This window comes from Microcoleus sp. M2_D5, assembly GCF_036701935.1.
In the GTDB taxonomy this organism is placed as follows: Bacteria; Cyanobacteriota; Cyanobacteriia; order Cyanobacteriales; family Microcoleaceae; genus Microcoleus.
This window is the reverse complement of sequence record NZ_JAUBRP010000005.1, coordinates 59,581-83,478: the sequence shown is the minus strand read 5'-3', so window position 1 is coordinate 83,478 and position 23,898 is coordinate 59,581. Positions and strand designations below refer to the sequence as shown.

General features: G+C 45.1%; 23 protein-coding genes and 1 tRNA gene. 18 read left to right on the top strand and 6 right to left on the bottom strand.

Translation table 11 applies throughout. The features are described from left to right. Positions 1-99: 99 nt before the first annotated feature. Genes QUA50_RS03565 through QUA50_RS03550 form a run of 4 tightly spaced genes read left to right on the top strand, consistent with a single transcriptional unit; the run spans position 100 to position 3,851 of the window. Positions 100-1,740, top strand: coding sequence for a hypothetical protein (locus QUA50_RS03565; protein ID WP_333260079.1), 1,641 nt, complete (start codon positions 100-102; stop codon positions 1,738-1,740). Beyond that, entirely contained in the window at positions 1,733-1,996 is a 264-nt protein-coding gene (locus tag QUA50_RS03560; RefSeq protein WP_333260082.1) for a hypothetical protein, read from the top strand. The genes QUA50_RS03565 and QUA50_RS03560 overlap by 8 nt, the downstream gene beginning before the upstream one ends. A 50-nt stretch (positions 1,997-2,046) precedes the next feature. Then, positions 2,047-2,988, top strand: a complete 942-nt coding sequence (locus QUA50_RS03555) for a hypothetical protein (protein WP_333260084.1) — start codon at positions 2,047-2,049, stop codon at positions 2,986-2,988. 17 nt (positions 2,989-3,005) lie between these two features. Further along, positions 3,006-3,851 (top strand): hypothetical protein, encoded by an 846-nt coding sequence (locus QUA50_RS03550; protein ID WP_333260087.1) that lies wholly within the window; start codon positions 3,006-3,008, stop codon positions 3,849-3,851. A gap of 20 nt (positions 3,852-3,871) precedes the next feature. Here QUA50_RS03550 and QUA50_RS03545 read toward each other — a convergent pair whose 3' ends face one another. From QUA50_RS03545 to QUA50_RS03535, 3 genes are all read right to left on the bottom strand, one after another. Continuing rightward, complete coding sequence (locus QUA50_RS03545) at positions 3,872-4,513, bottom strand: hypothetical protein (RefSeq protein ID WP_333260090.1); 642 nt, start codon at positions 4,511-4,513, stop codon at positions 3,872-3,874. Positions 4,514-4,812: 299 nt separating this feature from the next. Next, positions 4,813-4,941, bottom strand: coding sequence for a hypothetical protein (locus tag QUA50_RS03540; protein ID WP_333299441.1), 129 nt, complete (start codon positions 4,939-4,941; stop codon positions 4,813-4,815). Then, complete coding sequence (locus QUA50_RS03535; RefSeq protein WP_333260093.1) at positions 4,938-5,528, bottom strand: tyrosine-type recombinase/integrase; 591 nt, start codon at positions 5,526-5,528, stop codon at positions 4,938-4,940. Before QUA50_RS03535 ends, QUA50_RS03540 begins: the two co-directional genes overlap by 4 nt. Before the next feature lie 755 nt (positions 5,529-6,283). Here QUA50_RS03535 and QUA50_RS03530 point away from each other — a divergent pair. The 6 genes from QUA50_RS03530 (at position 6,284) to QUA50_RS03505 (ending at position 12,686) form a co-directional block, all read left to right on the top strand. Further along, positions 6,284-6,826: a hypothetical protein gene (locus tag QUA50_RS03530; protein WP_333260095.1), complete on the top strand. Its 543-nt coding sequence runs from the start codon at positions 6,284-6,286 to the stop codon at positions 6,824-6,826. Between the two features lie 453 nt (positions 6,827-7,279). Beyond that, the gene (locus QUA50_RS03525) at positions 7,280-7,885 is read left to right on the top strand and encodes a DUF1517 domain-containing protein (protein ID WP_333260097.1); all 606 of its coding nucleotides are present in this window, start codon (positions 7,280-7,282) and stop codon (positions 7,883-7,885) included. Between the two features lie 227 nt (positions 7,886-8,112). Further along, entirely contained in the window at positions 8,113-8,994 is an 882-nt protein-coding gene (locus tag QUA50_RS03520) for a hypothetical protein (RefSeq protein WP_333260260.1), read from the top strand. Between the two features lie 307 nt (positions 8,995-9,301). Next, a complete protein-coding gene (locus tag QUA50_RS03515) occupies positions 9,302-10,321 on the top strand; it encodes an S-layer homology domain-containing protein (protein ID WP_333260099.1) in 1,020 nt (339 codons plus the stop codon). Between the two features lie 230 nt (positions 10,322-10,551). Next, a complete protein-coding gene (locus tag QUA50_RS03510) occupies positions 10,552-11,259 on the top strand; it encodes an alpha-ketoglutarate-dependent dioxygenase AlkB (RefSeq protein WP_333260102.1) in 708 nt (235 codons plus the stop codon). A 53-nt stretch (positions 11,260-11,312) separates the two neighbouring features. After that, positions 11,313-12,686 carry a hypothetical protein gene (locus QUA50_RS03505; protein ID WP_333260105.1) on the top strand — a complete coding sequence of 458 codons (1,374 nt, stop codon included), beginning with the start codon at positions 11,313-11,315 and terminating at the stop codon, positions 12,684-12,686. A gap of 149 nt (positions 12,687-12,835) precedes the next feature. On the opposite strand, the gene QUA50_RS03500 is transcribed toward QUA50_RS03505, so the two are convergent. Then, complete coding sequence (locus QUA50_RS03500; protein ID WP_333260108.1) at positions 12,836-14,509, bottom strand: peptidoglycan-binding protein; 1,674 nt, start codon at positions 14,507-14,509, stop codon at positions 12,836-12,838. A 253-nt stretch (positions 14,510-14,762) separates the two neighbouring features. Here QUA50_RS03500 and alr point away from each other — a divergent pair, with 253 nt between their 5' ends. The 4 genes from alr to QUA50_RS03480 all read left to right on the top strand — a co-directional run bounded on the left by alr (position 14,763) and on the right by QUA50_RS03480 (position 18,481). Beyond that, positions 14,763-15,965: an alanine racemase gene (gene alr / locus QUA50_RS03495; protein WP_333260111.1), complete on the top strand. Its 1,203-nt coding sequence runs from the start codon at positions 14,763-14,765 to the stop codon at positions 15,963-15,965. Between the two features lie 294 nt (positions 15,966-16,259). Continuing rightward, complete coding sequence (locus tag QUA50_RS03490; RefSeq protein ID WP_333260114.1) at positions 16,260-17,108, top strand: mechanosensitive ion channel family protein; 849 nt, start codon at positions 16,260-16,262, stop codon at positions 17,106-17,108. Positions 17,109-17,155: 47 nt separating this feature from the next. Further along, the gene (locus tag QUA50_RS03485; protein WP_333260116.1) at positions 17,156-18,295 is read left to right on the top strand and encodes a patatin-like phospholipase family protein; all 1,140 of its coding nucleotides are present in this window, start codon (positions 17,156-17,158) and stop codon (positions 18,293-18,295) included. Between the two features lie 97 nt (positions 18,296-18,392). Next, a tRNA-Ser gene (locus QUA50_RS03480) sits at positions 18,393-18,481 on the top strand. Positions 18,482-18,635: 154 nt separating this feature from the next. Here QUA50_RS03480 and QUA50_RS03475 read toward each other — a convergent pair. Continuing rightward, entirely contained in the window at positions 18,636-19,574 is a 939-nt protein-coding gene (locus tag QUA50_RS03475) for a serine hydrolase (RefSeq protein ID WP_333260120.1), read from the bottom strand. A gap of 92 nt (positions 19,575-19,666) precedes the next feature. Between QUA50_RS03475 and QUA50_RS03470 the strand changes: the two genes are divergently transcribed. From QUA50_RS03470 to QUA50_RS03460, 3 genes are read left to right on the top strand one after another with little or no spacing between them, the layout of a single operon-like run. Further along, the gene (locus tag QUA50_RS03470) at positions 19,667-20,404 is read left to right on the top strand and encodes a C40 family peptidase (protein WP_333260123.1); all 738 of its coding nucleotides are present in this window, start codon (positions 19,667-19,669) and stop codon (positions 20,402-20,404) included. A gap of 52 nt (positions 20,405-20,456) precedes the next feature. After that, complete coding sequence (locus QUA50_RS03465; RefSeq protein WP_333260127.1) at positions 20,457-21,461, top strand: glycosyltransferase family 2 protein; 1,005 nt, start codon at positions 20,457-20,459, stop codon at positions 21,459-21,461. Next, positions 21,448-21,597 carry a hypothetical protein gene (locus QUA50_RS03460; RefSeq protein ID WP_333260130.1) on the top strand — a complete coding sequence of 50 codons (150 nt, stop codon included), beginning with the start codon at positions 21,448-21,450 and terminating at the stop codon, positions 21,595-21,597. The genes QUA50_RS03465 and QUA50_RS03460 overlap by 14 nt, the downstream gene beginning before the upstream one ends. 220 nt (positions 21,598-21,817) lie before the next feature. On the opposite strand, the gene QUA50_RS03455 is transcribed toward QUA50_RS03460, so the two are convergent. Continuing rightward, on the bottom strand, positions 21,818-22,987 hold the full coding sequence (locus tag QUA50_RS03455) for an IscS subfamily cysteine desulfurase (protein WP_333260133.1): 1,170 nt from the start codon (positions 22,985-22,987) through the stop codon (positions 21,818-21,820). Positions 22,988-23,083: 96 nt separating this feature from the next. On the opposite strand from QUA50_RS03455, the gene QUA50_RS03450 reads away from it, so the two are divergent. Next, positions 23,084-23,734: a hypothetical protein gene (locus QUA50_RS03450; RefSeq protein ID WP_333260136.1), complete on the top strand. Its 651-nt coding sequence runs from the start codon at positions 23,084-23,086 to the stop codon at positions 23,732-23,734. The last annotated feature ends 164 nt before the right edge of the window (positions 23,735-23,898 follow it).

Below are 23,898 nucleotides of genomic sequence, written 5' to 3'. Positions count from 1 at the left end.
TTGAACAGTTGATAATTTGCCCACATGAACAAATTTAGATTCACCAATAGACACTATAAAAAGTGTGATGACACAAGGCAAGAGAAACAAGTAAACTACATGAGCAAAATTAACTTCAATACAGAAAACCCTGAAATAGAAATCAACCGAGCCATCGGGAAAAAAAGTGATGGAAAAATCACGCTAAATACTGAGGGTGGCTCAATCGAAGTAGACCTCGGCTTTGCATCCGTTGGGGCGACAACCGATTACGGCGGCGCGGTATCCGTCGGACTTTTGGGACAGGAAATAACCTGGGGCAGGGAGGGCGGCACAATCCACATCGGCATCGGCGGCTTTGCGGTGGATGTCGAGGCAAGGGATTGCATAGTGACAGAAATTAAATCAATTTTTGGAATAGTTGTAGCCCAAAGAAGTTATCCCGATCCAGGTTGTAAGTTACCAGAGCCGCCACCGCCGGCACCGCCGGCACCTGTACCTAACCCTAGAGTAGAGAATGAAATAGAATTACCTGATACTGACGATATAGGTTGGGTTGCTTTTAGCGAAAAAATATACCAATACTCGTGGGGTGTTCTTAGTCGAGTGATAGTACAAAAGAGATCGGCAACGGATACGGACAACCCAACCACAGATCCAGATATCTTAGCCTCTCGACCTTCTACTAGATTGCCTTATACCTCGGTAAACACATCCTCTCACCCTAACGCTTTCTGGGAAGCTCCAATAGTTCCTAAAGGATCTTATCTGCAAGCGCGTACACTTAGCACTTTTAGGCGAGATGGAACCGGAGATATTAGTCACTTGGTCTTAGTTTATTATAGCGGTTCGACCGCTTGGAGTAGGGTGTGCCTTTACGGTGTAGCAAGGACTATAAAGAAGTTTATAGAGGATTACAACGAGGAAATGCAAAAGCACTTAGCTGCTTATATGGAAAATCCTCAATTCACTAACAATATAATAGAGTTAATCCCTACTGCCTTCATCCCTTTAAAGCCTGTTAAATCAGGCCCTTTTTTACCCACAGGAAACAAGCCACCTATGAAAAATTGTTGCCAAGACATTCTTGATATGCTCGAAGATATCAAGGAAGCTTATGCCGTAGATCGGATTCTTAAAGATAAATTCCCGGTGTCAAATATTTTTATGGCCCCGGAATGCGACCCGGCGAGCCAAACCGTCGCTAAGAATTTCTATGAGATTCTACAGTGCCTATTTAGAACGCTCGCCCACGGGCTAATTTTTGAGCCGCGCGTCAATATTAAAGATGCCGATGCGGCAAAAGCCGGCGATCAGGAGTTTAAAGCTAAATACCTTAATGCGACGGGATGGGCTTCATTTGTCGCGGAGGCATTGCTTGAAGTCAAGGACGATGGCAACGTGTCTACAAACATGGATATCAGAAATGCGTTCGCCGTAACTCAAACAATGGTAGGTTTGTCTGATGCAATTTACAGATTAAATGCGCTTCTAGATTCTGTAGGAGTTGAATTAATCCCTGTAACCGAAACGGTTGACACTCCCTACAATTTGCAGATTCAAATAGGTAAAGGATTTGGCGAGGGGAACGAGCGCCAAATTGATTTAAACACGGACGAGGCCACCGAAAAATTATTGCCAGAATTGTTAAGAGTTAAATCGAACAAGATAAAAACTGTTGATATTCACCCTCGCAGTCGTTCTCTTAAGGAAATACTAGAAAACATCGAATCAAAATTACCAACTAACAAGAATGGTTAAAATTTCAGCAATCACTCAAAGTGATATCAATGTGTATTTGGCGCGAGTAGTAAGAGACGATGTTCGTCAACTCCGCCGCGAAATGGTGATGGATCGGATTAATATTCTAAAAACTGTAGGTGTCGGCAACCTTGAAAACTACCTCAACGAGGTAGAAACAGATTTTACTAATTCGACAACATCAACTAAAGCGCCCGAAGTTAAAAATAAAAAGTTCAAACGCATTACCCAGACCAAAAGAAACCCTAAGCTTTAAATGACTGTATTGACAGCTAAAACGCTCAATTGTAAAGGAATCAAATAACAATGAACCCACCGGCCGGCGTAACTGCCGAAAATTCCAGTCTCGCAATATCTCTCGGTTTGAAGCTCGGTAATTGGTTTCAAGGTATCGGAAGCTCGATCGGAAACATACTTTCTCGCGGATTGTTAAACGTTAAAAGCCTTCTCGGTAACATGGTTAATGGAGCCAAAGAGTTATTCTCTGCCATCGGCCGAGGTGACTGGAATATTTTTAAGAACTGGCTTAAGGAAGATCCGATCGCCACGGCGGCCGGTGCTGTTGCCGTCGTTTTGATTGGTGGCCTAGTTGTCGGCGCTGTCGCTGGGGGGGTTGCCGCCATCGCTGCGGCCGTCACCGGTGCCGGTGCAATTGGCGGCATAACTCTCGCCGGCATCATGCCGGGATTGGTACAAGGCGCTGTCTCAGCATCAGAGGTAATTTATAACTTCGATTTCAACAAATCAGACGATCAACTGCTTAAAGAACTCAACCAAGGATTTATCAATTTTGCAGGCGTTGCCGGGGAATCGCTGGGGCGGACGCTCGCCAATTTCATCATTGGAGCCGACAAGCTCCCGAAGCTACGCGTAGACCGCAACGCAATGCGAACTTTATTCTTGGCTTTGGAGGACGAGTCCGACACCGGCGAAGAAATACTGGAAGAACTGAGCACGATCGGCTGGGCGATTTTCAAGCTCGCGAGGCAAGCCCTATTCTCGATCGGGTTTATGAACTTTAGGAAGTGGGCCAAGCAAAATGTAAAAACTGGTATCCCGTGGGTTGACAAAGCTATCGCATCCTGGGGAACTGGCAAGCCGCTAATTATCAGCGAGAAAGTCAACGAATTTTACGAAGCTGTCGAGAAAGATAACGCGGCCCTGGGGAACTTTTTAGAAAACTTCGGGGAAGGGTTCGGGGAAGGAACTAAAGAAGCTGTCATCCGCCGATTTGTTTCCTATGCCTAAACACTGGAATTTTTAACATGACAGACCAACGAACACAGTCAAAAGTCGCCAGAATTCTAGCAAAGTCTGACATAACCTTTACTCGGATTGATGGACAATCAAGCGATAAACCGTCAGAACAGGCACACTTTGATGTCTATGAGCTCACGCTCGACAAAGAAGACGATCCAGTTAAGATAACAATTTCTGGAAGTCAACCATTTATCGCACTGCAGGCGAGTTTGCTTCCAGCGATTCAGCAACTCATTCGGGCTGAGCTATCTCGCGCCGATTTAGCTCAAATTGTCGGCTATCCATACGGCGATTACGTCGAACAGCACGTTGCCCCGGTGAGCGTACAAATCCATTGGAGATTGCAAGCGAAGCGGCCCTACGAACCCGTCAGGTTAACCAAGAAGCTTGGCGACAAAGCACCGCCGCGACCTTTTTTAACAATTCCCAACATTCACCGCTCAAAAATTACTTGGGAAAATATTTTGGCAGCAGCGGGCGGCGAGAACGGTTACACCTACGGCGGCCACTATGCCGTCGCTTTGATGGGCGATCGCACTACCGACGCAAAAATTGGCAAAGGCGGCCAGATGAAAGCTTACGCCAACTCGAAGGGAGCGGCGACCGAGTTAGTAGAGCGCGCGGCCGAGTTGAGCAAGTCGCGCATTTTGAGATTGGTGCACGGTGAGGAAGCGCGATCGGCTAAAGTCAAAATGCGAGTATTCCCCGCCTGGTTTTTAATCTTCAATTCCCGGCTCGCGCAAAAAAACCGGGAGTTAAATATCAGGACAGACACCGGGCAGAAAATCCAGCTCGGCTACAAGCCAGCAGACGTGCGGGAAGTTATCCGCAAGTGCTTAGAGAAGAGTTAGTCGTTGCAGGCGATCGCACTTTACAGCAATTTCCAATCACTCTCCGGGAAGTCTCGATCCGGATCGTCGGGAAGTCGGCAATCTGTCAGCAGCGGTGACGGCGGATTATCGGTGTAATAACGCCACGCTGCGGGCCACCATTTCCACCCGACAGCGAAGCCGCAGCCAAGAATTGTGCGATCAACTACCAGACCGTCGCCAGTGCGATGCCATTGCAGCGGAGTAGCAGCGGCCCAACCATACCGCGCGAAGATGTGATTCTTCCCCGGTGGTATCTCAACCGGGTAGCCGTCAACGTATGGCAAGGGCTGGGCTACTCGAAAGCCGTCGCGGCTCTCAATAACTTCTATTTTCCTAAAAGTGCCTCTAAAATAACCCGCCGATATTTTGACGGGTAGCCGCTCGGCTTGAAGCTGTGTTGAAGAGTGCCAGCCAAACACCCAACCGCGATCGGTAAAGAATGAGCCGGGGGTAAAGTGATTTTCCAGCCATCCTGGCAACATCCCAAACTCTGCAATGACTGTTGAAATAGTTTCGCGCGCGTCGGATTCTGTAACAGTGTTGACGAGATTTTCTATTTCAACCTTGGCGCGGTTTGCCTCGCTGGGAAAAGTTGTGTTTAGGTATTTCCTGACAGCTTGGCGTAATACTCTCTTAAACATTTTGTATCGCTTCCTCTAAAACGTTGTTCGACATCCCAGCGCCGATGATTTGTAAGCTTTAAGTGTATGGCGAATCTTGCCAAGTCTAGCGCAATCTTTGGAGTAGATCCGCCCCAAATTTGACAACCGCGCTGCGGGTTAATTTCATCAATTATCGCAATATATTTGTTATCTTCCCCGCGCCCTCTCATGTCGTGATAGTAGGATGAGTGAAGTATATAATACTCGCCACAGATAACCCGCCCTACCCATTCCGATTTCCAAATTACAATCGAGTGTCCTTTGTAAAGCATTCGTCCTCACCCTCTGGCAAACAAACCGATTAATATGCCGACGGCCAGCAACAGAAAGTAAAAAAGGCGATCGGACTTGTTACAGAATACGACTCGCCGGAAAAAGTATTCTGTAACAACTTGTCGGGGTTTCATTTTTCCCATAATGTTTTAAACCTCGCCGGGTCTAACGCGGTGTATCGAACGGTATGCTCGATCGACCTGTGCCCCAAATATTCCTGAATCAATCGAGTGTCATTACCTTGTGCCGTCAAAGCATAGCCGCAACTGTGCCGGAGCATATGGTGGTGGAAAGGTATTTCCAACTTTGCGATCGCACAAACCGCCGCCAAAGCTTTTGTCACGCCGTCGCGGGTAAGTACCAGCCCGGTACGGCTTGTAAAAAGCCAGGGCGATTTTGTCGGTTGGCGCGATCGCAACTTAGAGCAATATCGGCACTCATCGGCCGCCATCGGGTGAACTCCTGAGTTGCTACCTTTGAGCCGCTTGATATGGATGCGCGCTTCTTCAAGTTCAACTTGCTCCCACTTTAAGCCGATTAACTCACTGATGCGGAGGCCGTGGCGGTAGCTTAGCAGTATAATTAAGTAATTGCGAGTAGCTATAAAAGCGTCTTTATTCGCCTTTGTCGCCGTCAACAGGCGTGTTATCTCGGATTCTAATAGATATTCCCTGTCCCGGACTTCTAAATTAGTCGGTCGCCCTCCTCTACAATTTACCATAAAATCTCGACTAATCCCTACACTTCAAAGGCTTGTAATTGCGTTGTTTTTTAAGCTCTCGCTATTCAATACACACATAATGAATAGTCTAACTTGTGAGAGTGTAGCGAGAGTGTAGGAAGTGCTGGAACTATTGATATATTAACGTTTTAACCGCTGTAGCGGGCAAGCCCTGGGGAGTTTTTGGGGAGAGTCCAGGGGGCGATCAGGCGATCGCTTTTAAGCGGACTCAAGTGAAACGAGATATCTAATCCATCCTGGCATTTAGCGCGGTCTAAGGCAAGCTGGGAAATGAGAGCGTCTCTGCTCCTCATCGGCAATCATTCGATCAATTTGCTCTGCAATGGACACGATAGAGAACAATGCCGGGTCGCCTACCTGATCGGGTGATACTTTCAGGCATTTTATTTTCAGATTAAAGGGTTTGCGATTGTACCGGACTTTAGATCCTTTCACTTTATGGCCAACTCGTGTAGTTGAGATACTTTTCATTGGGGACTCACCTCAGATTTTCTAATTTGGGGGCGATCCAAGTATGGGTTCACAAAACTTTAACTTCTACCGATCTGTTAGCCTAAACGCTTACATAATAACCATTCCAGTTTTTTAAGCGGGCAATTTTAAATTTGAAGTGCGTGAGGCTATAGCTGACTTTTGCGATCGATCCGCGATATGGACGGCGCGCAGAGTTGATAGATTTGTAAAGAGCTGTTACCATTAATTTTTTAATTATCCTTTACAATCTCCCAAGCATCATGAAGAAGTTTCAAGTGTTAGCTGGCATTGCTTCCGTAGTCGCGATCGCAAGCAGCATCGCCATAGGTGACGCCGCATCTGCTTTCCCCTGTTCCTACAGCAAATCAGGCGCGGCTAAATCTGGTTCTGCGACAACCGTCCTAGGTTCCGGCGGCTCGGAGCGCATTAATCCGTGGAAATCCTACAAAACAGCAGCTCTCGGTTTCCTCGGTTTGGCTGGAGTTTTGGGTGGCGGTGCGGCTTACATGAGCTACCGTGCCGGCAAGCGCGCTTCTGCTGCTTGCGCTGCGATGACCGATAATTTTGAAGTTTTTGAAGAGTCTGCTCCGATCGCAGATGCAGGTGTTTCTGGACACGTGGAAGTTCCTGCCTTGCTCGATTTGGCGGCGGCGGGTGCTGTAGCTGAGTCAGCAAATGCGGTTGCAGTCGTTCGCGAACACCCAGAAGCTCCAGGCGGCGAGCTGGATTTGCCGGTTTCGCCAGTTGCTGAGTTGAGTTCTGAAATTGCGATCGAACAAGTCCAAAGCGCGATCGTCAAATAGTTATCTCAAACCAACGTATTCGCTTAGCGCACCTCCAATCTTGCAAGATTGGAGGTTTTTTGAGTCTAAATTATCTACCCTAGAATTTCTTGTCATGGCGATCGCGAAGCACTGCAAACAATAGACAGATGAATCGATCGCACACAATCTCATATTCCGGCTCAGCAAACGAGCGCTGAATTAATATCAATTAAAAAAACTCTTGCTACCATCATCAATCTCATAGCAATTATTAAAAATCGCCGCTCTCCGTCAGGACAAGGCTGTGCGGTTTTCCTACTGTATTTGATCCATTGAAAACTGCTATAAAATTAGATGAGTCAAAGCGAGAGACTAGGCGGCCTTTGGCGATCGCTAAAAATACTCTTCAGATCAATCTGAGGGTAGACGGCAAGAGTTCAAATCCCCTGCTATGCTAGGAAATATAGCCCTACAGATTACAACTATTTGGTTATGAATGCTTGGCGCGATCGATTCAATCAATTTACAGGTAAAACTCGACTGGCAGTTTGCCGCGTGTTCGTTCACCTAACAGGCGAAGAAGTTGCACCGCTGTTAGGAGTTCTCAACCGCACCGCCAGAGAAGCAATTGATGCCGATGGCGACATAGCAGTTTTAGGAGAAGGTCTTGTAGAAATTTGCAATCACCTGTTGCAGTACGACAACTACTGGCAATCAGCCGCCAATGAAGGCGATGTTTTTTGGAATGAAGGGGAAGCCGGCGATTATGTGGATGAACTTTTCATTGATTCAGCCGATCGCTATCTCAGCGAGCCTCAATACAGCACATCTGTTTACGATAAAAAATCCCCCTTGTCTTTGCCGGTAACTAGAAATGTGGTGGTGATGCTGACAGTTGCCTATGAAGGGGAAGTTCCTGCCCTAGAAACTGACCTCGCTGACATCAGCGCGCTGAAAGTCGGTTTAAAAGCACTGATTAATTTACATTACCAAGAAAGGCTCCGAGCTGTGCAAGTTCACTTTTCTCCCGCACAGTTGGGAGACGAACTTACCAACGACCAAGTGTTGGTCAATTTTCCCGAACTTATTCCCATTTAAGGAAGGAGTAATTAGTTATTAGTTATTAGTTATTAGTTATTTGCGGTGCCCAGAGCGGAGTCGAAGGGTTAAGCTGTTGTGCATTTAAACTGCACAGTAAAAACTTGGTCAAGTTCTTGTGGGGTGGGCGTCTCGCCCGCACAAAAAATGCAATTTAGATGTCGAACAGCTTATTTGCTACCAATGCGCGATGTCCGATGCCCAATGCCCAATTCCCAATACTATTTATGATGCTGCGAAAACTGACAATTTATTTAATGGCTTTAACTTTTTTGTGGACGGCAACCGGCTGCGGTTCACCGCGCACACAAACTTATCCAAATCCTGCTGGAAATCCGAATATTAACACAGTGCGTCCTGCACCCAATAATAACTTGAGTCAAGGTCAATATCCCGTACAGCAAGTTACCTACAACGATGCTGACGGCGAATACAGTTTAATGTTGCTGAATACTCCCGCCGGCAGTCCCCCAGTTTACCGCACTAGGGATTTGCAAATGGCTCGCTTAACAAATGAAGAAATATCGGCAGGCAAGAAAAGTTATCTAAATGTGGATAACAATCAAGCGGTTTTGCATTTGACAGAAGATTTTAAAATTGAGTACGTTCACAACGTTACCGAAACTGTTCCTAATCCTCAAACAGGTCAGCCACAAACCGTAGTAGTGCGGCAGCAATCTGGCTTCTGGGCACCGTTTGCTGGAGCTGTGGCCGGTCAGGCGATCGGCAGTTTGTTATTTAGACCGCGATATTATATGCCCCCAGTCTATCAGCCGGGGATTATGACAGGATATGGCGGGTATGGTAATACTTACAACCAAGCTGTTCAGCAGTATCAAACTCGGTATCGAACTCCGCCTCCTGCTGTGAGAAACCGTCAAGTTTTAAGGACGACCGGCCGCTTGCGATCGCCCACATACAACCAGCCAGTAAGACCCTCAGTACGTCCCAATGGCAATCGATCGACCGGTTCGGGTTACGGTGGCAGCACTTTGAGGCGATCGCCGCAGCCACGTCAAAATCCAAACAAGCGGCAGCCCAGTTTTGGTAGCGGCAGAAATTCTCGTCAACCGAGTCGGAATCGCTCTTTCGGGAGTAGAAGGCGCTGAGTAGAAGATTGCAAAAAGCAGCAACTGACATCGGTAAAAGTTGATTTTATCTATAGCAATCCTCGCATCATTTGTGTAATTTTTGTAGGGGCAAACCCCCCGTGGTTGCCCCATGAGGCAGGGGTAGGCACTTAGCGCTACCCCTAAATCTTTTTAAAATTCATTTAAGATTGCTATATCCTCCCGATGCCCCGTCGCCCCAGGTATGGAGAATGAAAACTTTGGAATAATTGATTTAGCCTTCTGTGTTTCCCCCAGACCCAAAAAATATGTGATTTAATTTCTACAGTGATATGTAGGTGACAATATGTCTTCTTCACAACCCCCGTCAGGGGAAAGAAATCCTCTAGGATTGGATGAATTGATTGCTATCTTGGTTGCCTTCGGCACGATGGGAGCAATTTTATTTTGGGTAACAGGCAGAAATCCCGATCGATTGAATGCCAGAAATTGGCAATTTCCAGCCGTTTTCTCTCAGCCTGCTGTTACGCCCGCGACTCCGGGAATACTAACGCCAGAATCGCCAAGTTCGGATTTGCGATCGCCCGCTACAACCCCCGTTCCCTCAAAACCGGATGTCGCACCTGTTGCACCTTTAGGGCCGATTTTACCGGCAACTCCTCCGGTGGGTGTAATCGTTGTTCCTCCGAAGCCAATTGCGCCATCGACTCCCGATCCAGCAATTACCAAACCGAAAGGCGATAAATCCAAAGCCGATAAACCCAAAGTTGGGCCCGTTATATTATCCGATGTTCCAGACAAATATTGGGCGCGTCCGTTCATTGTCGCTTTAGTCGATCGGAAAATCTTTACTGATTTGACTGACAGCAAATTTCGTCCCGACGAACCGATGACGCGAGCCGAACTAGCGCGCTTAATTCAGCGAATGTCCGACGACAAAAAGCAGATCCGAAAACCGATTGATTTTAAAGACGTAAAAGACAAAAGTCCTGTCGCTCCGGCGATCGACCACACCGTCACAACTGGATATCTTAAAGGATACCCAAACAATGAGTTCCGTCCCGACAAAAATATTCCCCGTGTCGAAGTCATCGCAGCTTTAGCCAGCGGTTTGAGCCTGAAACCCTCAACAAAAACAACCAAAACTTTACAAGTTTATACAGACAGGAAAAAAGTGCCGAAATGGGCAGTTAACAAAGTAGCAGCAGCCACAGAAGCTGGCATTGTTGTCAACCACCCGAAGCGCGCACTTTTGCAGCCTAATAGATCAGCAACTCGCGCTGAAGTAGCAGCCATGATTTACCAAGCTATGGCAAAAAAAGGCAAAGTACCTGCAAAGGCTTCTGAGTATGTTGTGCGGCTTTAATTATAGGAATGAAGCCCTTCTTTTTTCTATGAGTCAGACTTGGGCTTGCGAGCCGTCAGAAACCGGGTTTTTTGCGATAATACTTCCTCATAGCTGACAGAATCAGCCAAAAACCCGGTTTCTTGGGCTTGCGAGCCGTCAGAAACCGGGTTTTTTGCGACAATACTTCCTCATAGCTGACAGAATCAGCCAAAAACCCGGTTTCTTGGGTTTGCGGGCAGTTGAGATCGATGTTAAAATCACAGGAATCATGTCAAATCATCATTCCACACTCATTGATTCGATTTGAGGCAATTATTATGTATCATCAGATAAGACTTAGGGATAATCAGCTCGATAGCAGCGATATTCAAGAAACAGTAGTTATTGATACTGATGGAGAAGTGATCTTCTATCCCAATTTTTTTAGCATCGAAGAAAGCGATCGTCTTTTTTCAGATTTATATTCTAGTATTAACTGGAAACAGGATATTATTCATTTTTATGGAAAAAAGATACCTTTACCCCGACTTACAGGTTGGTATGGAGATGAAGGCAAATCCTATACATATTCCGGCATCGAACAGCATCCCGATCCTTGGACTCCCACACTCAAATTAATTAAATCAAAAGCTGAAGAGATATCAAAAGTTACTTTTAATAGCGTGCTTCTCAATCTATATCGTGATGGTAAAGATAGCGTTTCCTGGCATAGCGATGACGAGCCAGAATTAGGGAAAAATCCGATTATAGCCTCAATTAGCTTTGGGGCAACTCGCCGATTTTCCTTAAAGCATAAAATCTCAAAAGACTACAAAATTGATATAAATTTGCTCAATGGTAGTTTGCTGTTGATGAAAGGTGAAACCCAGCATTGCTGGCAACATCAAATCCCTAAAACTTCTAAATTTGTGGAACCGAGAATCAATCTAACTTTTAGAATTATCAAACCAGTTTAAAACAAAGAAAATAAAATTTTCCGCGCTGCTATCAAATCAGGGTTAATTGAGTCATGAAAAATCTACTTTTATTAGGAACGTTAAGCTTTAGTATTGCTTTTAGTTTGGGTATAGCAGTAGAAAAAAATGTTACTAAGAGTGCTGTCATAGGTGGTATAGCGACAATTAGCACCCTTAGTAGTGCCTTCGTTTTAAGCAAAAAATCTGACCGAGAACTTGAAAATATCCGCAGCCATGCCGAAAATTTAAAAAGCATTGAAAATCAGATTTTAAGTCTGAAAAATAAAAAACTAAAACTTGTACAGGCAATTGATAGCAAAACTAAATCAAAAACCACGATTGAAGAAGAATACAACTCAATTGCGATCGAAGTGGCGCGGCTTAAAGAAGAAGTTCAATCTCTCAATCTACAGCGAGAAACTCTGCACAATGTAATTGCTAAGCATAAAATTCAAGACCTAAAAATTAAACCTAAAATTTCTGTTAAAACTGAAGTAGCAAAACCCATCAAAAAGACAACAAAGACTATATTGTACAATTGCATTTTAGATGGATTAGAAAATTCGACATACTTTTATCACAAAAACAACCAGGGAACCTTTGAAAACTATTTACAATCATTACAAAAACCCGCAGAAGCATTGTGGTATTCTTATAGATCGAATCAGGTTAAAGTAAATTATTCGGACCCGTCAATTCAAGCAGTTTATTTGATGCGTTATTATCCCCATTATGCGTACATGAATTTTCAAATATTAGAAATGATACACGCTCAAAATTTATTGAAAAATCTAACAAATGAAACGCTAGAAGTATGCTTATTTGGTGCAGGGCCATGTCCAGAAATCGTAGGCTTAAGTAAATACTTATCAGAAAAGTATCAAAACATTAAAAAATTAACTGTTAATGTATATGATATTGCTTCTGAGGAATGGACTTTAAGCAGAAATATTACCGAAAAATTTGTGATACCGGAATACTGGTCAGGAGATTTAAAGCTAAATAGTAATTACCTAGATTTATGCGAATCTAATTCTCTTCACTCAATCAAAACAACTATTCAAAAAAGCCAAATGTTCATTTTTCAAAATTGTCTAAATGAAATTTATAATATATCAACAGTTCAAACAAATCTCAATTTTTTGCTTAATGAAATACCTGTAGGTGGTGTAATAATAATTATTGATTTATGTAACTATAACCAAAACACCACCATAATCGATCGATTGAAAGAACAAGTAAGTAATCGAGATGATTTTGAAATTTATTGCCCTCAAGCTAAAGATACTAAAATAAAAGCTTGTTTTCCTATTCCACCACTAATCACACAACATCTCTTAACTGGAAGAGATAAGTTAGTACCTCGTAGTAAAGATATCGATTGTCTTTTTATAAGTTTGCACAAAATTAATCTAAAAGCTTCGTAATTGATATGAAATTCGGTTGCAAAGGCATCGTTACGTTTGCTACCGCCTTAATTCTGAGGACTAAAGTTCTCACTCCGAACCAGTTTGTAGTAAGGACTTTAGTCCTTCTTTCTTAGTCCACACTTGAGTGAACATAGAAACAAGCTAAATTAATCTTGAAACACCATAATACTGCCCGAATAGCAAGCCACCCAAACCTGATTAGTTTCTGGATCGTAAGTAATCCCGATCGGGCTTGAATTAACCTTCACTGTTTGCAGCACTTTCATATCGCTCGTCCTAACTTTGCTAACAGTATTCGAGAAATAGTTCACCACATAAAGCAGTTTTCCCCGATCGGAAATTGTCATGCTGCGAGGTGCTTTTCCTGTCGAAACTTTGTCCACCACTTTACCAGTTTGTAGGTCAATTTTTGCTACATTTCCTTCACCGTTCAAAGTTGCATAAAGATACTTTCCATTGGGGTCAATCGTCAAATGACGCGGCGCATTGCCAATATTTTTCAGCCATTCTACCGAAAAGTCTATCAGATTGACTTTCGCAATATTGGAAGAACCCATGATGGCAACATAGGCATTTTTTGAGTCGGGAGTAACAACAATACCGCGAGGATATGCACCCAGTTTCACCCGCTCGATTTCGATATTTTTATTGATATCAACTATGCTCAAATCCCAACTGCACCAATTGCTAGCGAGGGCGAAGCGATTGTCAGGCGAAACAGCATTGAATTTCGGCACTGCACCTACAGGAATTACCTTTTCTATTTTTAACGTTTTGGTATTGATGCGGTACAGAAAACTTTGGTCGTGTTTTGCGGCTGGAGAGCACCTGTCGGTTCCCGGATTGCTAAACCCCGAACCGTACATTTTGTAGTTGGAGACGTAGGCATATTTGCCATCGGTTGAAAAAGCTGCTTCTACGGGAGATCCTTTATAATTGCCTTTGAATTTAGAAAAGCCGAAATTCGACAAGTTTACTGTATCGGGAATAGTCTTGACTAAATTAAAGTTCCTGTCGTAAACTGTGATTGTGTGACGGTACATCATGTTTTGAGCAAAAAACAAGCCATCTCCCGAATAAACTATTGATTTGGGCGAGATGTTGCCGTAAATTGTTTTTTTCAAGGTCATTTTTCCTTGAGTGTTGTCGGGAGGATTTACTAGCCTTGTGGTTGGTGATTCACTTTTTATATCTTCGGAAGTTTCTGTTTTAAATGGTGGCAAAGAGGGTTCTTGGGACTGAGTTTTAGTTTGAGTTTCGAGTTCGTTTGTGTTTTCTGTGGCGCTAGGAGATGGCGAAGATTTATCGACATTTGGCGCGATTTTTTCCGCAGCTTCAATACTCCCCTCTTCCGGCTTACCTTTCAGCGCTGACAAGGTTTTAGGGCCGACAATTCCGTCAACTTTCAGGTTGTTCTCTGCTTGAAACTTTTTCACAGCAGCCTGGGTGAGAGCACCGTAAAATCCTGTAGCCTTACCGCGAAAATAGCCTGCGTTTTGTAGAGTTTTCTGAAGTTGGGCTACTTGGGGGCCTGAATCACCTTTTTTGATGGCGAGTGCGGGATTGACTAAATTTAAAATTGTGAGAGCGATCGTAAAGAAAAGTAAAGGAGCAGAGGCTAACTTTAGGTGCATTTTTGAGTTAGTTCTTTGAAGCAGACATCTTGTACCATTTTCATGAACAGGCAAGATGCCTGTTCCACAAGAGTTTAAGTTGTTGTTTGTGGGGAGTAGGGGTTGGGCATCTTGCCCGCCCTTGAAAGCCTGATTTGTAGCCGTTTCCCAAGTTTTAGCTAAATGTAGGTAGGCTAGTCCGTCCATAGTTTTTACCGGGTATTTTTGGTGCTATGATACACCAGTTAATACCATTTTAGATTTTAGATTTTAGATTTTAGATTTTAGATGGGGAATGACTTATGGAATATGGGTTTGCAGCTTGCCGACCGTTGCATTCTTTTTTCAAACTTGTATAACATTGATTAAAGGAAAAATCTTATAATCAAACTTAGGGTAAAATATCCTAGCAGTTTTGAGAGCAGTTTTTAATGGTGTAAGCAAGTAGGAGCGATCGACAATGTGGAGTGGGGAACAAACAACCGCAGAATCAACGACAAAAGAATCCCGCCAGACGTTGCTGGGGGACGGTTACGGGGGACTATGCCAGCGGGCTTGGGTAGAAATCGATTTAGCAGCTTTAACTCACAATGTAAAACAGCTTAAAAAGCTCTTATCTCCTCACACACAACTGATGGCAGTTGTGAAAGCGGATGCTTACGGGCATGGTGCTGTTGCAGTCAGTCAAACAGCATTGCAAGCAGGTGCTAGTTGGCTGGGAGTGGCGACAATTCCCGAAGGAATAGAATTGCGAGAAGCTGGGATAGAAGCGCCGATTTTGTTGTTGGGGGCAACCCATACAGCCCCACAGGTAAAGGCGATCGCCCATTGGCACTTGCAGCCCACTATTTGTACTGCCAAACAAGCCTTAATTTTTTCGGAAGTTCTCGCAGGCATTAACCAATCTTTGCCAGTTCACGCTAAGTTAGATACGGGAATGTCTCGCTTGGGTACGTCCTGGCAAGAAGCAACAGAATTTGTGCAATTAGTCAAGCGGTTGCCCAATTTAAAATTAGCCAGTATTTACTCTCACTTGGCGACTGCAGACAGTCCCGACCCCACAGTTATGAGAGAGCAGCACCAGCGGTTTCAACAGGCGATCGAGCAAATTAAAATAGCAGGAATTAACCCCCCTCGCCTCCACTTGGCAAACTCTGCTGCAGCCCTCGCTGACCCGGATTTGCACTACGATTTAGTGCGAGTCGGTTTAGCTACCTACGGTCTTTATCCAGCTCCTCACTTGCAGTCGAGATCCAATTTGAAGCCCGCAATGCAGGTAAAAGCTAGAGTAACCCAGGTGAAAACAATTGAAGCAGGAACCGGAGTCAGTTACGGCTATCAATTTATAGCTGAGCGGCAGACACAGATTGCCGTAATTGGTATCGGCTATGCAGATGGTATTCCGCGCAATCTTTCTAATAAAATGCAGGTTTTAGTCAGGGGTCAGTTCGTGCGGCAAGTGGGCGCGGTGACGATGGATCAATTAATGCTGGATGTAACTGATATTCCCGATTTAGAAGTCGGTGAAGTGGTGACTATTTTGGGCAAAGATGGGGAATATCACATTAGTGCTGACGATTGGGCCGCGACTTTAGGAACTATTTCGTGGGAAATTCTCTGCGGTTTTAAACACCGATTGCCCCGCGTAGCGGTACACTATTAACAATAGTCCGGCAGGGGTTTAAACCCCTGCCTCATAGCAAAAGTCGGTTGAAACCGACTCAAGAGTTTGAAGGATAAAATTATCGACAGTCCGGCAGGGGTTGAAACCCCTGCCTCATAGCAAAAGTCGGTTGAAACCGACTCAAGAGTTTGAAGGATAAAATTATCGACTTTAGTCCTCTTCTAGAGGACTTCCGCTATGAGACAGGGGTTTTCAACCCCTGTCGGACTCTCCGACTTATGCAGAAGACTGAGACTGCAATTCTCAATTTCTAATTCCCAATTCCCAATTAACATGACAGTTATTCAGACGTTTTTACCAATAGCCCAAACCTTCTATTCTCAGCTAAATGCAGAAAGAACACAAGCCTTGGAAGTAGCCCAAGAATTCTCGAAAAGATTCGTAGAATTGGGGTTTAAAATTGTACCTCAACTGCTGTGGGCGATCGGCATTTTGTTAATTACGCGATTTGCTATCAACTTTGCGGGCCGCGTGACTCGCCGAGCACTGAGTCGCACCGAAGCCACGCTGCGGAAATTCTTAGTTCAAGCTGCTGAGATTACGATTTTGGTAGTGGGAGTAGTCGCCGCTTTGAGTCAGTTGGGAATTCAAACTACCAGTGTGGTTGCGGTGGTGGGTGCAGCGGGTTTGGCCATCGGTTTGGCGTGGCAAAATACTTTGTCGCACTTTGCTGCTGGGGTAATGTTGATTAGTTTGCGGCCCTTTGAAGTCGGGGATGGGATTGAAGCTGGGGATGTTAAGGGAGTGGTGGACAGCATCGGGATTTTTTCAACAACGGTGGTGACAGACGATCGCATAAAAATTATTGTCCCGAACAATCAGTTGTTTAACGGTACACTGAAAAATACAACGACAATGGGAACGAGGCGAGTAGACTTGAAGATTGATATCGGCGATCGGCCGATCCGTCCGACAGTGGCTGAGTTATTAGAAATTGCCCACTCTCACCCGCTGGTTTTGGAGAATCCGCCCCCGACTTGTTTGGTGATCGAGATTACTCCAGATACAACTATTTTATCTCTCCGGCCTTGGTGCGCGTCGGTGGCCTACGAACAAGTGCGATCGCAAGTTCAACAATACGTCAAAGAGGCAATGGATGCCGACAAAAATCAAGAACAATAGATATAAATCTAAAATCTAAAACCCAACATTTATCCGAGGTATTTCCCATGAGCAAGTGGTACCCGCAGCAAATTTTGCAAGAACCCGGTGTCAGAATCACCGCCACCGAAAAACAAACAATTCTCAGCAAATTTCCCTCTCCCGACGAAAACGGTCAAATCTATGCCGACGGCGTTTTTGAAGGCGGCGGCGTGCGCGGAGTTGCGTTTTTAGGAGCACTCAGGTGCTGCAGCGATTTGGGCATCCAGTGGCGAAAATTGGCCGGCACTTCTGCCGGTGCAATTACTGCCGCAGTATTGGCAACCGACTTGTCAATTGATGATTTAGAGGAAATTTTAGGACAGCTCGATTACAGCATATTTTTAACAAAAAAAAATAGTCCTCTAATTTTAAACGGCGACCCCGCAGACGACTTGCAATCTCCTGCTTGGACTCTACTTTTCTTAACAGTTAGCCGTCAGATGGGAGAATATTCGGCGCAGCCGTTCCGGCAGTGGCTGGAAGCAATGCTCGGTCGAGGTAAATTGCACACTTTTGCCGATGTCAAACAAATCGTAAAAGACAGGGAATTAAAAGTAGTAGTATCCAACCTCAGTCGCGGTGAAATGTTGGTGCTGCCCGACGACTTACACCGCCGCGAATCGACCGATTCCGATCCTTTGTACGAGCAGTTGCGACTCAAAAGGGCTGAAGATTTTAGCGTTGCTGAAGCCGTTCGGTTGTCGATGAGCATTCCGCTATTTTTTGAACCGGGAAAACTCGGCGATGACTTAATTGTAGATGGCGGAATTTTGAGCAATTTCCCCCTGTGGATTTATGACAAACAATCCGTCGGTGCCACTCCCGCTATGCCCCGCTGGTTTACCTTTGGGTTTCGATTAGTCGATACCGGAATTGAAACTAAAGTTAAGATTGATACTCCGCTGTCGATGCTGGCGGGGATGTTCCGAACGATGATGAAAGCAAGAGACCGCTATCACCAGCGAGAAATGGATAAGGGCAGGGTGATTAATATTGATGTGACTGACGCTGGGGTGACGACGACGGACTTTAATCTCGATGCCGATCGCAAGGCTCACCTGTACCGCTTGGGGTATTTGTATACTAAGAGGTTCTTTTTGAGTTCCAATTTTAGTTGGGAAAAGCACTTGAAGGCTAGGGGCTTTGGGGAAGAGGCGGGCGGTTGAGGTCGCGAAAAGTATACAGAGTAAGGAATTGAGGAATTTTTACATTAGGGGTTGGCAAGAATAAGATGTGTGTGCTATAGTTAGTTACTGTCATCTTGGAGAGGTGGCTGAGTGGTCGAAAGCGGCAGATTGCTAATCTGTTAAGGGTGTTAACATCCTTCGAGGGTTCAAATCCCTCCCTCTCCGTTTTAGAGCTTCTAGGAAAAAGTTCCTTTTAATCAAGTTTTTGGACGGGCTAGAAGCCCATCCCACAAGAAAATTTTGTGGGATGGGCTTCTAGCCCGTCCAAATTATTTTGGCAATTCAACTCTAGTCTAGCCGCAATAATCAACTACTAAATCTAATTAAGCACTTTCATCGCTTCGACAAATTGTCGCGAGATAAATGGCAAAATTTCTTCATTCTTGCTATTCTCTTTCCCCTCGGTAAATACAACCAACAAATACGGCCGCAAACCCGATATTTCAATATAAGCAGCATCGTGACGAACTTGACTTGTCAGTCCGGCTTTTGACCACAATTTTGCTGATTCTGGCAATCCGCCGCCTAAAAAACCCGTTACTTGATTTTCAGGATCTGCCTCTAATTCTACTGGTGCTAAACTGCGTTTCATTAAACCCATCATTTCTTGCGATGCTTGGGCAGAAACAGCTACGCCGCCGATTATACTGTGCACCAAACGCGCCGCTGCATTGGTGGTCAGCATATTTCTGTGTTCCATTAATTCTCCCAGAAATGCTCGCTCGCGACCGTAGGGGCCGTCACACCAGGTTTTCTGATTGACGTTAATATTTTGTAATTCCGACCAATCCAAGGATTGAAAGTAACGGTTGACGAGGTTTCGCTGCTGTTTCCAGGTTTCAAAGGGGGCGGGTGATAATTCTGGGCCGCTAGTGGTGCCTGTGAGGGCGTCTACTACTAAACTGGTGGCGTCGTTGCTGGAATCAACGATCATATCTCGCACGGCGCGTTCTAATTCTGGCGATGTTTGAATCATGCCTTTTTGCGCCCATTCCCAGATGGCAACGAGGTAGAATAATTTGACGATGCTGGCTGGATAAATTCGTTCGGAAGCTCTAGCGCTAAAACCTCGCGGTTGATACTTCCAAAATTCTTCTGGACTCAGGGCACCGCCTGTATTGACTCGCACCGGCGGATCGTAGACTATCCAGGTAAGGGCTGTACGATCGCCGCTTAATCCTGTAAATTTTGCTTTGGCTGCGTCTATAATGCTACTGCCTAGGGTTTCTAATTGTTCGTCTTTGTGGAAAAATGTCATGGTTAATGGCTGACGGTTAACGGTTAACGGCTAACTAATGGCAATAAATCGTTAAGTGCGAACAATTAACAGCAAAAAATTAGCAATTAGCAATGGCCAATTATCAATTATCTGATGTTGTGGAGTACCGGGCCCGATCGCACATAAATATTTACGATTCCCCAAAGTGCGATCGATTGGCAACTCAAGCAGCCCTAGGGCGACATTTGCTCCTTTTTGACCCCCCCCAGCCCCCCCTGATTAAGGAGGGGAGAAATGGCATAGACTCGGTTGTTGAGGGGGATACAACGGCTGTGATGGTGCGGCTGTGCGAAGATGATTATCCGGGATGGCTGGATATTCGAGATGTTGAGTTGCTCGATTTGGCAGAAACAGTGTATCATCCTTTGGTAGTTTCTGAGGCGGAAGTTAGGGAAAAATTGCCAATTGCAATTACTTTTGCTCGCGAGGCTATGCACCAATCCAATTATTATCTTTGGGGCGGTACAGTCGGGCCAAATTATGATTGTTCCGGCTTGATGCAAGCGGCGTTTGTGGCTGCAGGCATCTGGTTGCCGAGGGATGCTTATCAGCAGGAAGCTTTTACTAAACCGATTAGTATCAGTGCTTTAGAAGCGGGGGATTTAGTATTTTTTGGTACGCCAGAAAAAGCCACTCATGTAGGATTATATCTCGGAGATAATCGCTACATTCACAGTTCGGGACAAGCACAAGGTCGCAACGGTATCGGTATCGATGTTTTGTCGGAGGATGGCGATCGAGTCAGTCAAGCTTATTACCAGCAATTGCGGGGATATGGTAAAGTTGTGGCAAGTTATCAACCTAGTTAGTTGTTGACGGTTGACTGTTGACGGTTGACTGTTAATATTATCGAATAAAAAAATGGACGCTGCATTATTTTTGGAAAAATTGGCGAGACAGCAAGCTGAGGCTGAGGTTGTTCTCGACGTTTCAGTGGTGGTGCCGGTGTATAATGAGGTGGAAAGTTTGCCTCATTTGATTGAGGCGATCGCCTCTTCTATCCAACCATCTGGACTCAGCTATCAAATTATTTGTGTAGATGACGGTTCTAAGGACGGTTCGGGTACACTTCTCAAGCAATTAGCCAGCAGTCGCGATGACCTTTGTGCTGTACTTTTGCGCCGCAATTACGGGCAAACTGCTGCGATGTCGGCAGGTTTCGATCGCGCTCGCGGTCGTGCTATTGTTACCCTAGACGGCGATTTGCAAAATGACCCGGCTGATATTCCGCTATTGTTGGCAAAGTTAGATGAAGGCTACGATTTAGTTAGCGGCTGGCGCAAAAATAGGCAGGATAATACTATTAGCCGGTTGATTCCTTCTAAAATTGCTAACTGGTTAATTGGTCGCGTTACAGGCGTAACTTTGCACGACTACGGCTGTTCTTTGAAAGCTTATAAATCCGAGTTGGTAGCCGACTTGAATCTGTACGGGGAATTGCACCGCTTTTTGCCTGCTTTGGCGTTTATTGAAGGGGCGAGAATTGCAGAACTGCCTGTGCGACACCATGCCCGCCGTTTCGGTCAAAGTAAGTACGGAATTTGGCGGACTTTTCGGGTGTTGATGGATTTGTTAACTATTTCTTTTATGAAAAAGTTCCTGACTCGACCGATGCACGTTTTTGGAATTTTGGGACTGAGTTCTATGACGTTGGGAACGGTTTTAGGGATTTATTTGACTTTTCTGAAATTGGCTTTTGGTCAAAGTATTGGCAACCGTCCTTTGCTGATTTTGGCTGTGGTTTTGCTGTTAACTGGCGTGCAGTTATTTTGTTTTGGTTTGCTGGCGGAAGTAATGATGCGGACTTATCACGAGTCGCAGGGAAAACCGATTTATCGGGTACGCGAGGTGTTTGGTTCTAAGTAAAGGATTGGTGTTAGTAGATGCCCGACTTCTAGCATTAGCTTTGATGTTGAGTCTGGGAAACGGTTGCAGCAGTCGGGCATCTGGTGTTAAGCTGTTCGGCATTGAAAGGACTTGCGTAATGTGCGTCAGCATCTAAGGTTTTGCGTTTCAGCGTAAGGGTTCGCGAATGACGCACCCTACTAGCCTAGTTACTGGTTTAAATGCTCCACAGCTTATACGATTTAACTCATCTACGATATTGAACAGTCCAATCTCAAATGGTAAGGTGCGTCGCCACGCTTGAATCTGAAAGTTTCATTTAGTATCTCATAGCGACGCACCCTACAGATTACTGTCAACTGTCAACAGTCAACTGTCTAACTCATTACTTTTTGTGCTTGTCGGAGAGATTGAATAGTTGCGATCGCGTGTTGGGAAACTGCATCTATTTCTGCTTCGGTATTGAACCGGCCAATACCAAACCGAATTGAAGCATAAGCTAATTTGTCCGATCGCCCGATCGCTGCTAAAACATGAGAGGGAGATATTTTCGCCGAAGTGCAAGCAGAGCCCGAAGAAACCGCAGCCGCCGATTGCAAACCCAACATCAACGCTTGACCGTCAACGCCACCTACACTAATATTGAGATTCCCCGGCAATCTCTTCGTAGCGTGACCGTTGAGAACAACATCGCCCAATTCACTCAAATTTTCCCACAAACGCTGCCGCAAATTAACCACTCTTTCTGTTTCCGATGGCATTTCCGCAATTGCCAATTCTACTGCTTTGGCAAATCCGACTATTTGCGGCGGGTAGAGAGTTCCCGATCGCATTCCCCGTTCGTGGCCTCCTCCGTGCATTTGCGGCGCTAGCTGCACTCTCGGTTTGTTGCGGCGCACGTAGAGAGCACCGATGCCTTTTGGCCCGTAAATTTTGTGGGCTGTCAAGGACATTAGATCGATATTCATCTCCTCTACGTCGAGGGGAATTTTGCCGATCGCCTGTGCCGCATCTGTGTGAAAAAGAATGTCATTTCCGCGACAAATTGCTGCAATTTCTGCGATCGGCTGAATGACGCCAATCTCATTATTTGCCGTCATCACTGAAACCAAAATTGTCTCTGCCCGAATCGCTTTGATCAAATCGCCTATATCAATCAGCCCGTCGCTTTTCACTGGTAAAACAGTAATGTCAAACCCCAATTTTTGCAAATAGGTACAGGGGTCGAGAATAGCATTGTGTTCGGTTTTTACTGTGATAATGTGCTTTCCTTTGCTGAAATAAGCTTCAGCGATACCTTTAATCGCTAAGTTATTTGCTTCGGTTGCACCGCTGGTAAAAACAATTTCTTCGGGGGAGGCGTTGATCGCTTCCGCTATGATTTGTCGTGACTGTTTAACCGCTGCTTCTGCTTCCCAGCCGTAAACGTGGCTGATGCTGGCTGCGTTGCCGAACTGTTCGGTAAAATACGGCAGCATCGCCTCAAGTACCCGTTGGTCTACGGGGGTTGTGGCGTGGTTGTCGAGGTATATAGGACGTGCGGACATAGTGCAGTTTTGGTTGAAAAAAGTGTTAGGTTTATTGTAGACGAGCCCCTTGTTCTACTACAAAACTTTATAATTAAGAAATATTTGTGAAGATTTATGCGAGCTGACATTCAGGGATTAGAAATTACTGTTGGTGAACTCAAGCACCTCACCGGCGCGGGGCCCGATCGCGTATACCGGCCGCCGACAGCGACTAAGTTTGCCCGCGAAGCTTTGAAAACAGCCGGTTTAATAGTTTTGGTTCTAATCAGTTGTTGGCTGCTAGTTGCGATATTTCCTAGAGCTTATTTGTTGTGGTTCGCCCTCCACTTCGCTGCGATCGTCGGTTTAATGCTTGAGGATGCGTGGAAAATTCAGTGCAGCCGCCAAAACAAACATTTAATTAATCTTTTTGATGATGTCGATCGCTATAATGGTATAATCGAAGCAATCGAAATTAACGATAGGATAGAAGATGCCGGCAATGCGGGAGTCAAAATCGGCGATCGAGCAAAAGTTATTGCAGCCTTGCAGCTAATCAGAGAGGATTTAGTTCGAGCTTTGAAAACCGAGAGGATTCTCAGGGAAAACAAAAAATTTGTCGCTACTAACTCCGAATTGTTTACCAATAATTTGAAAAGTTTGAATTCCCTGCAAATTAGCGATCGAGCCACAGAACAAGGGCGATTGCTCAACGAAGCTTTGCAGATAGCCGTGGGGGTTCAAGCAGAAATGAAAAAGTTGCAAGATCGAAAGGCTGCTAATTAAAAAAATGCCAAAAGTTAGTAGCGTACACGGCGGAGGGCGCCTCTTACCCATTAGCAATAGACAGCTTACTGAACCGCAACAGGCAGGATGCCTGTTCCACTCGAACTCAAAGACATTTTTTAAATTATGAATGAGGAGAATAGTTAAAAAAATATCATAATTAT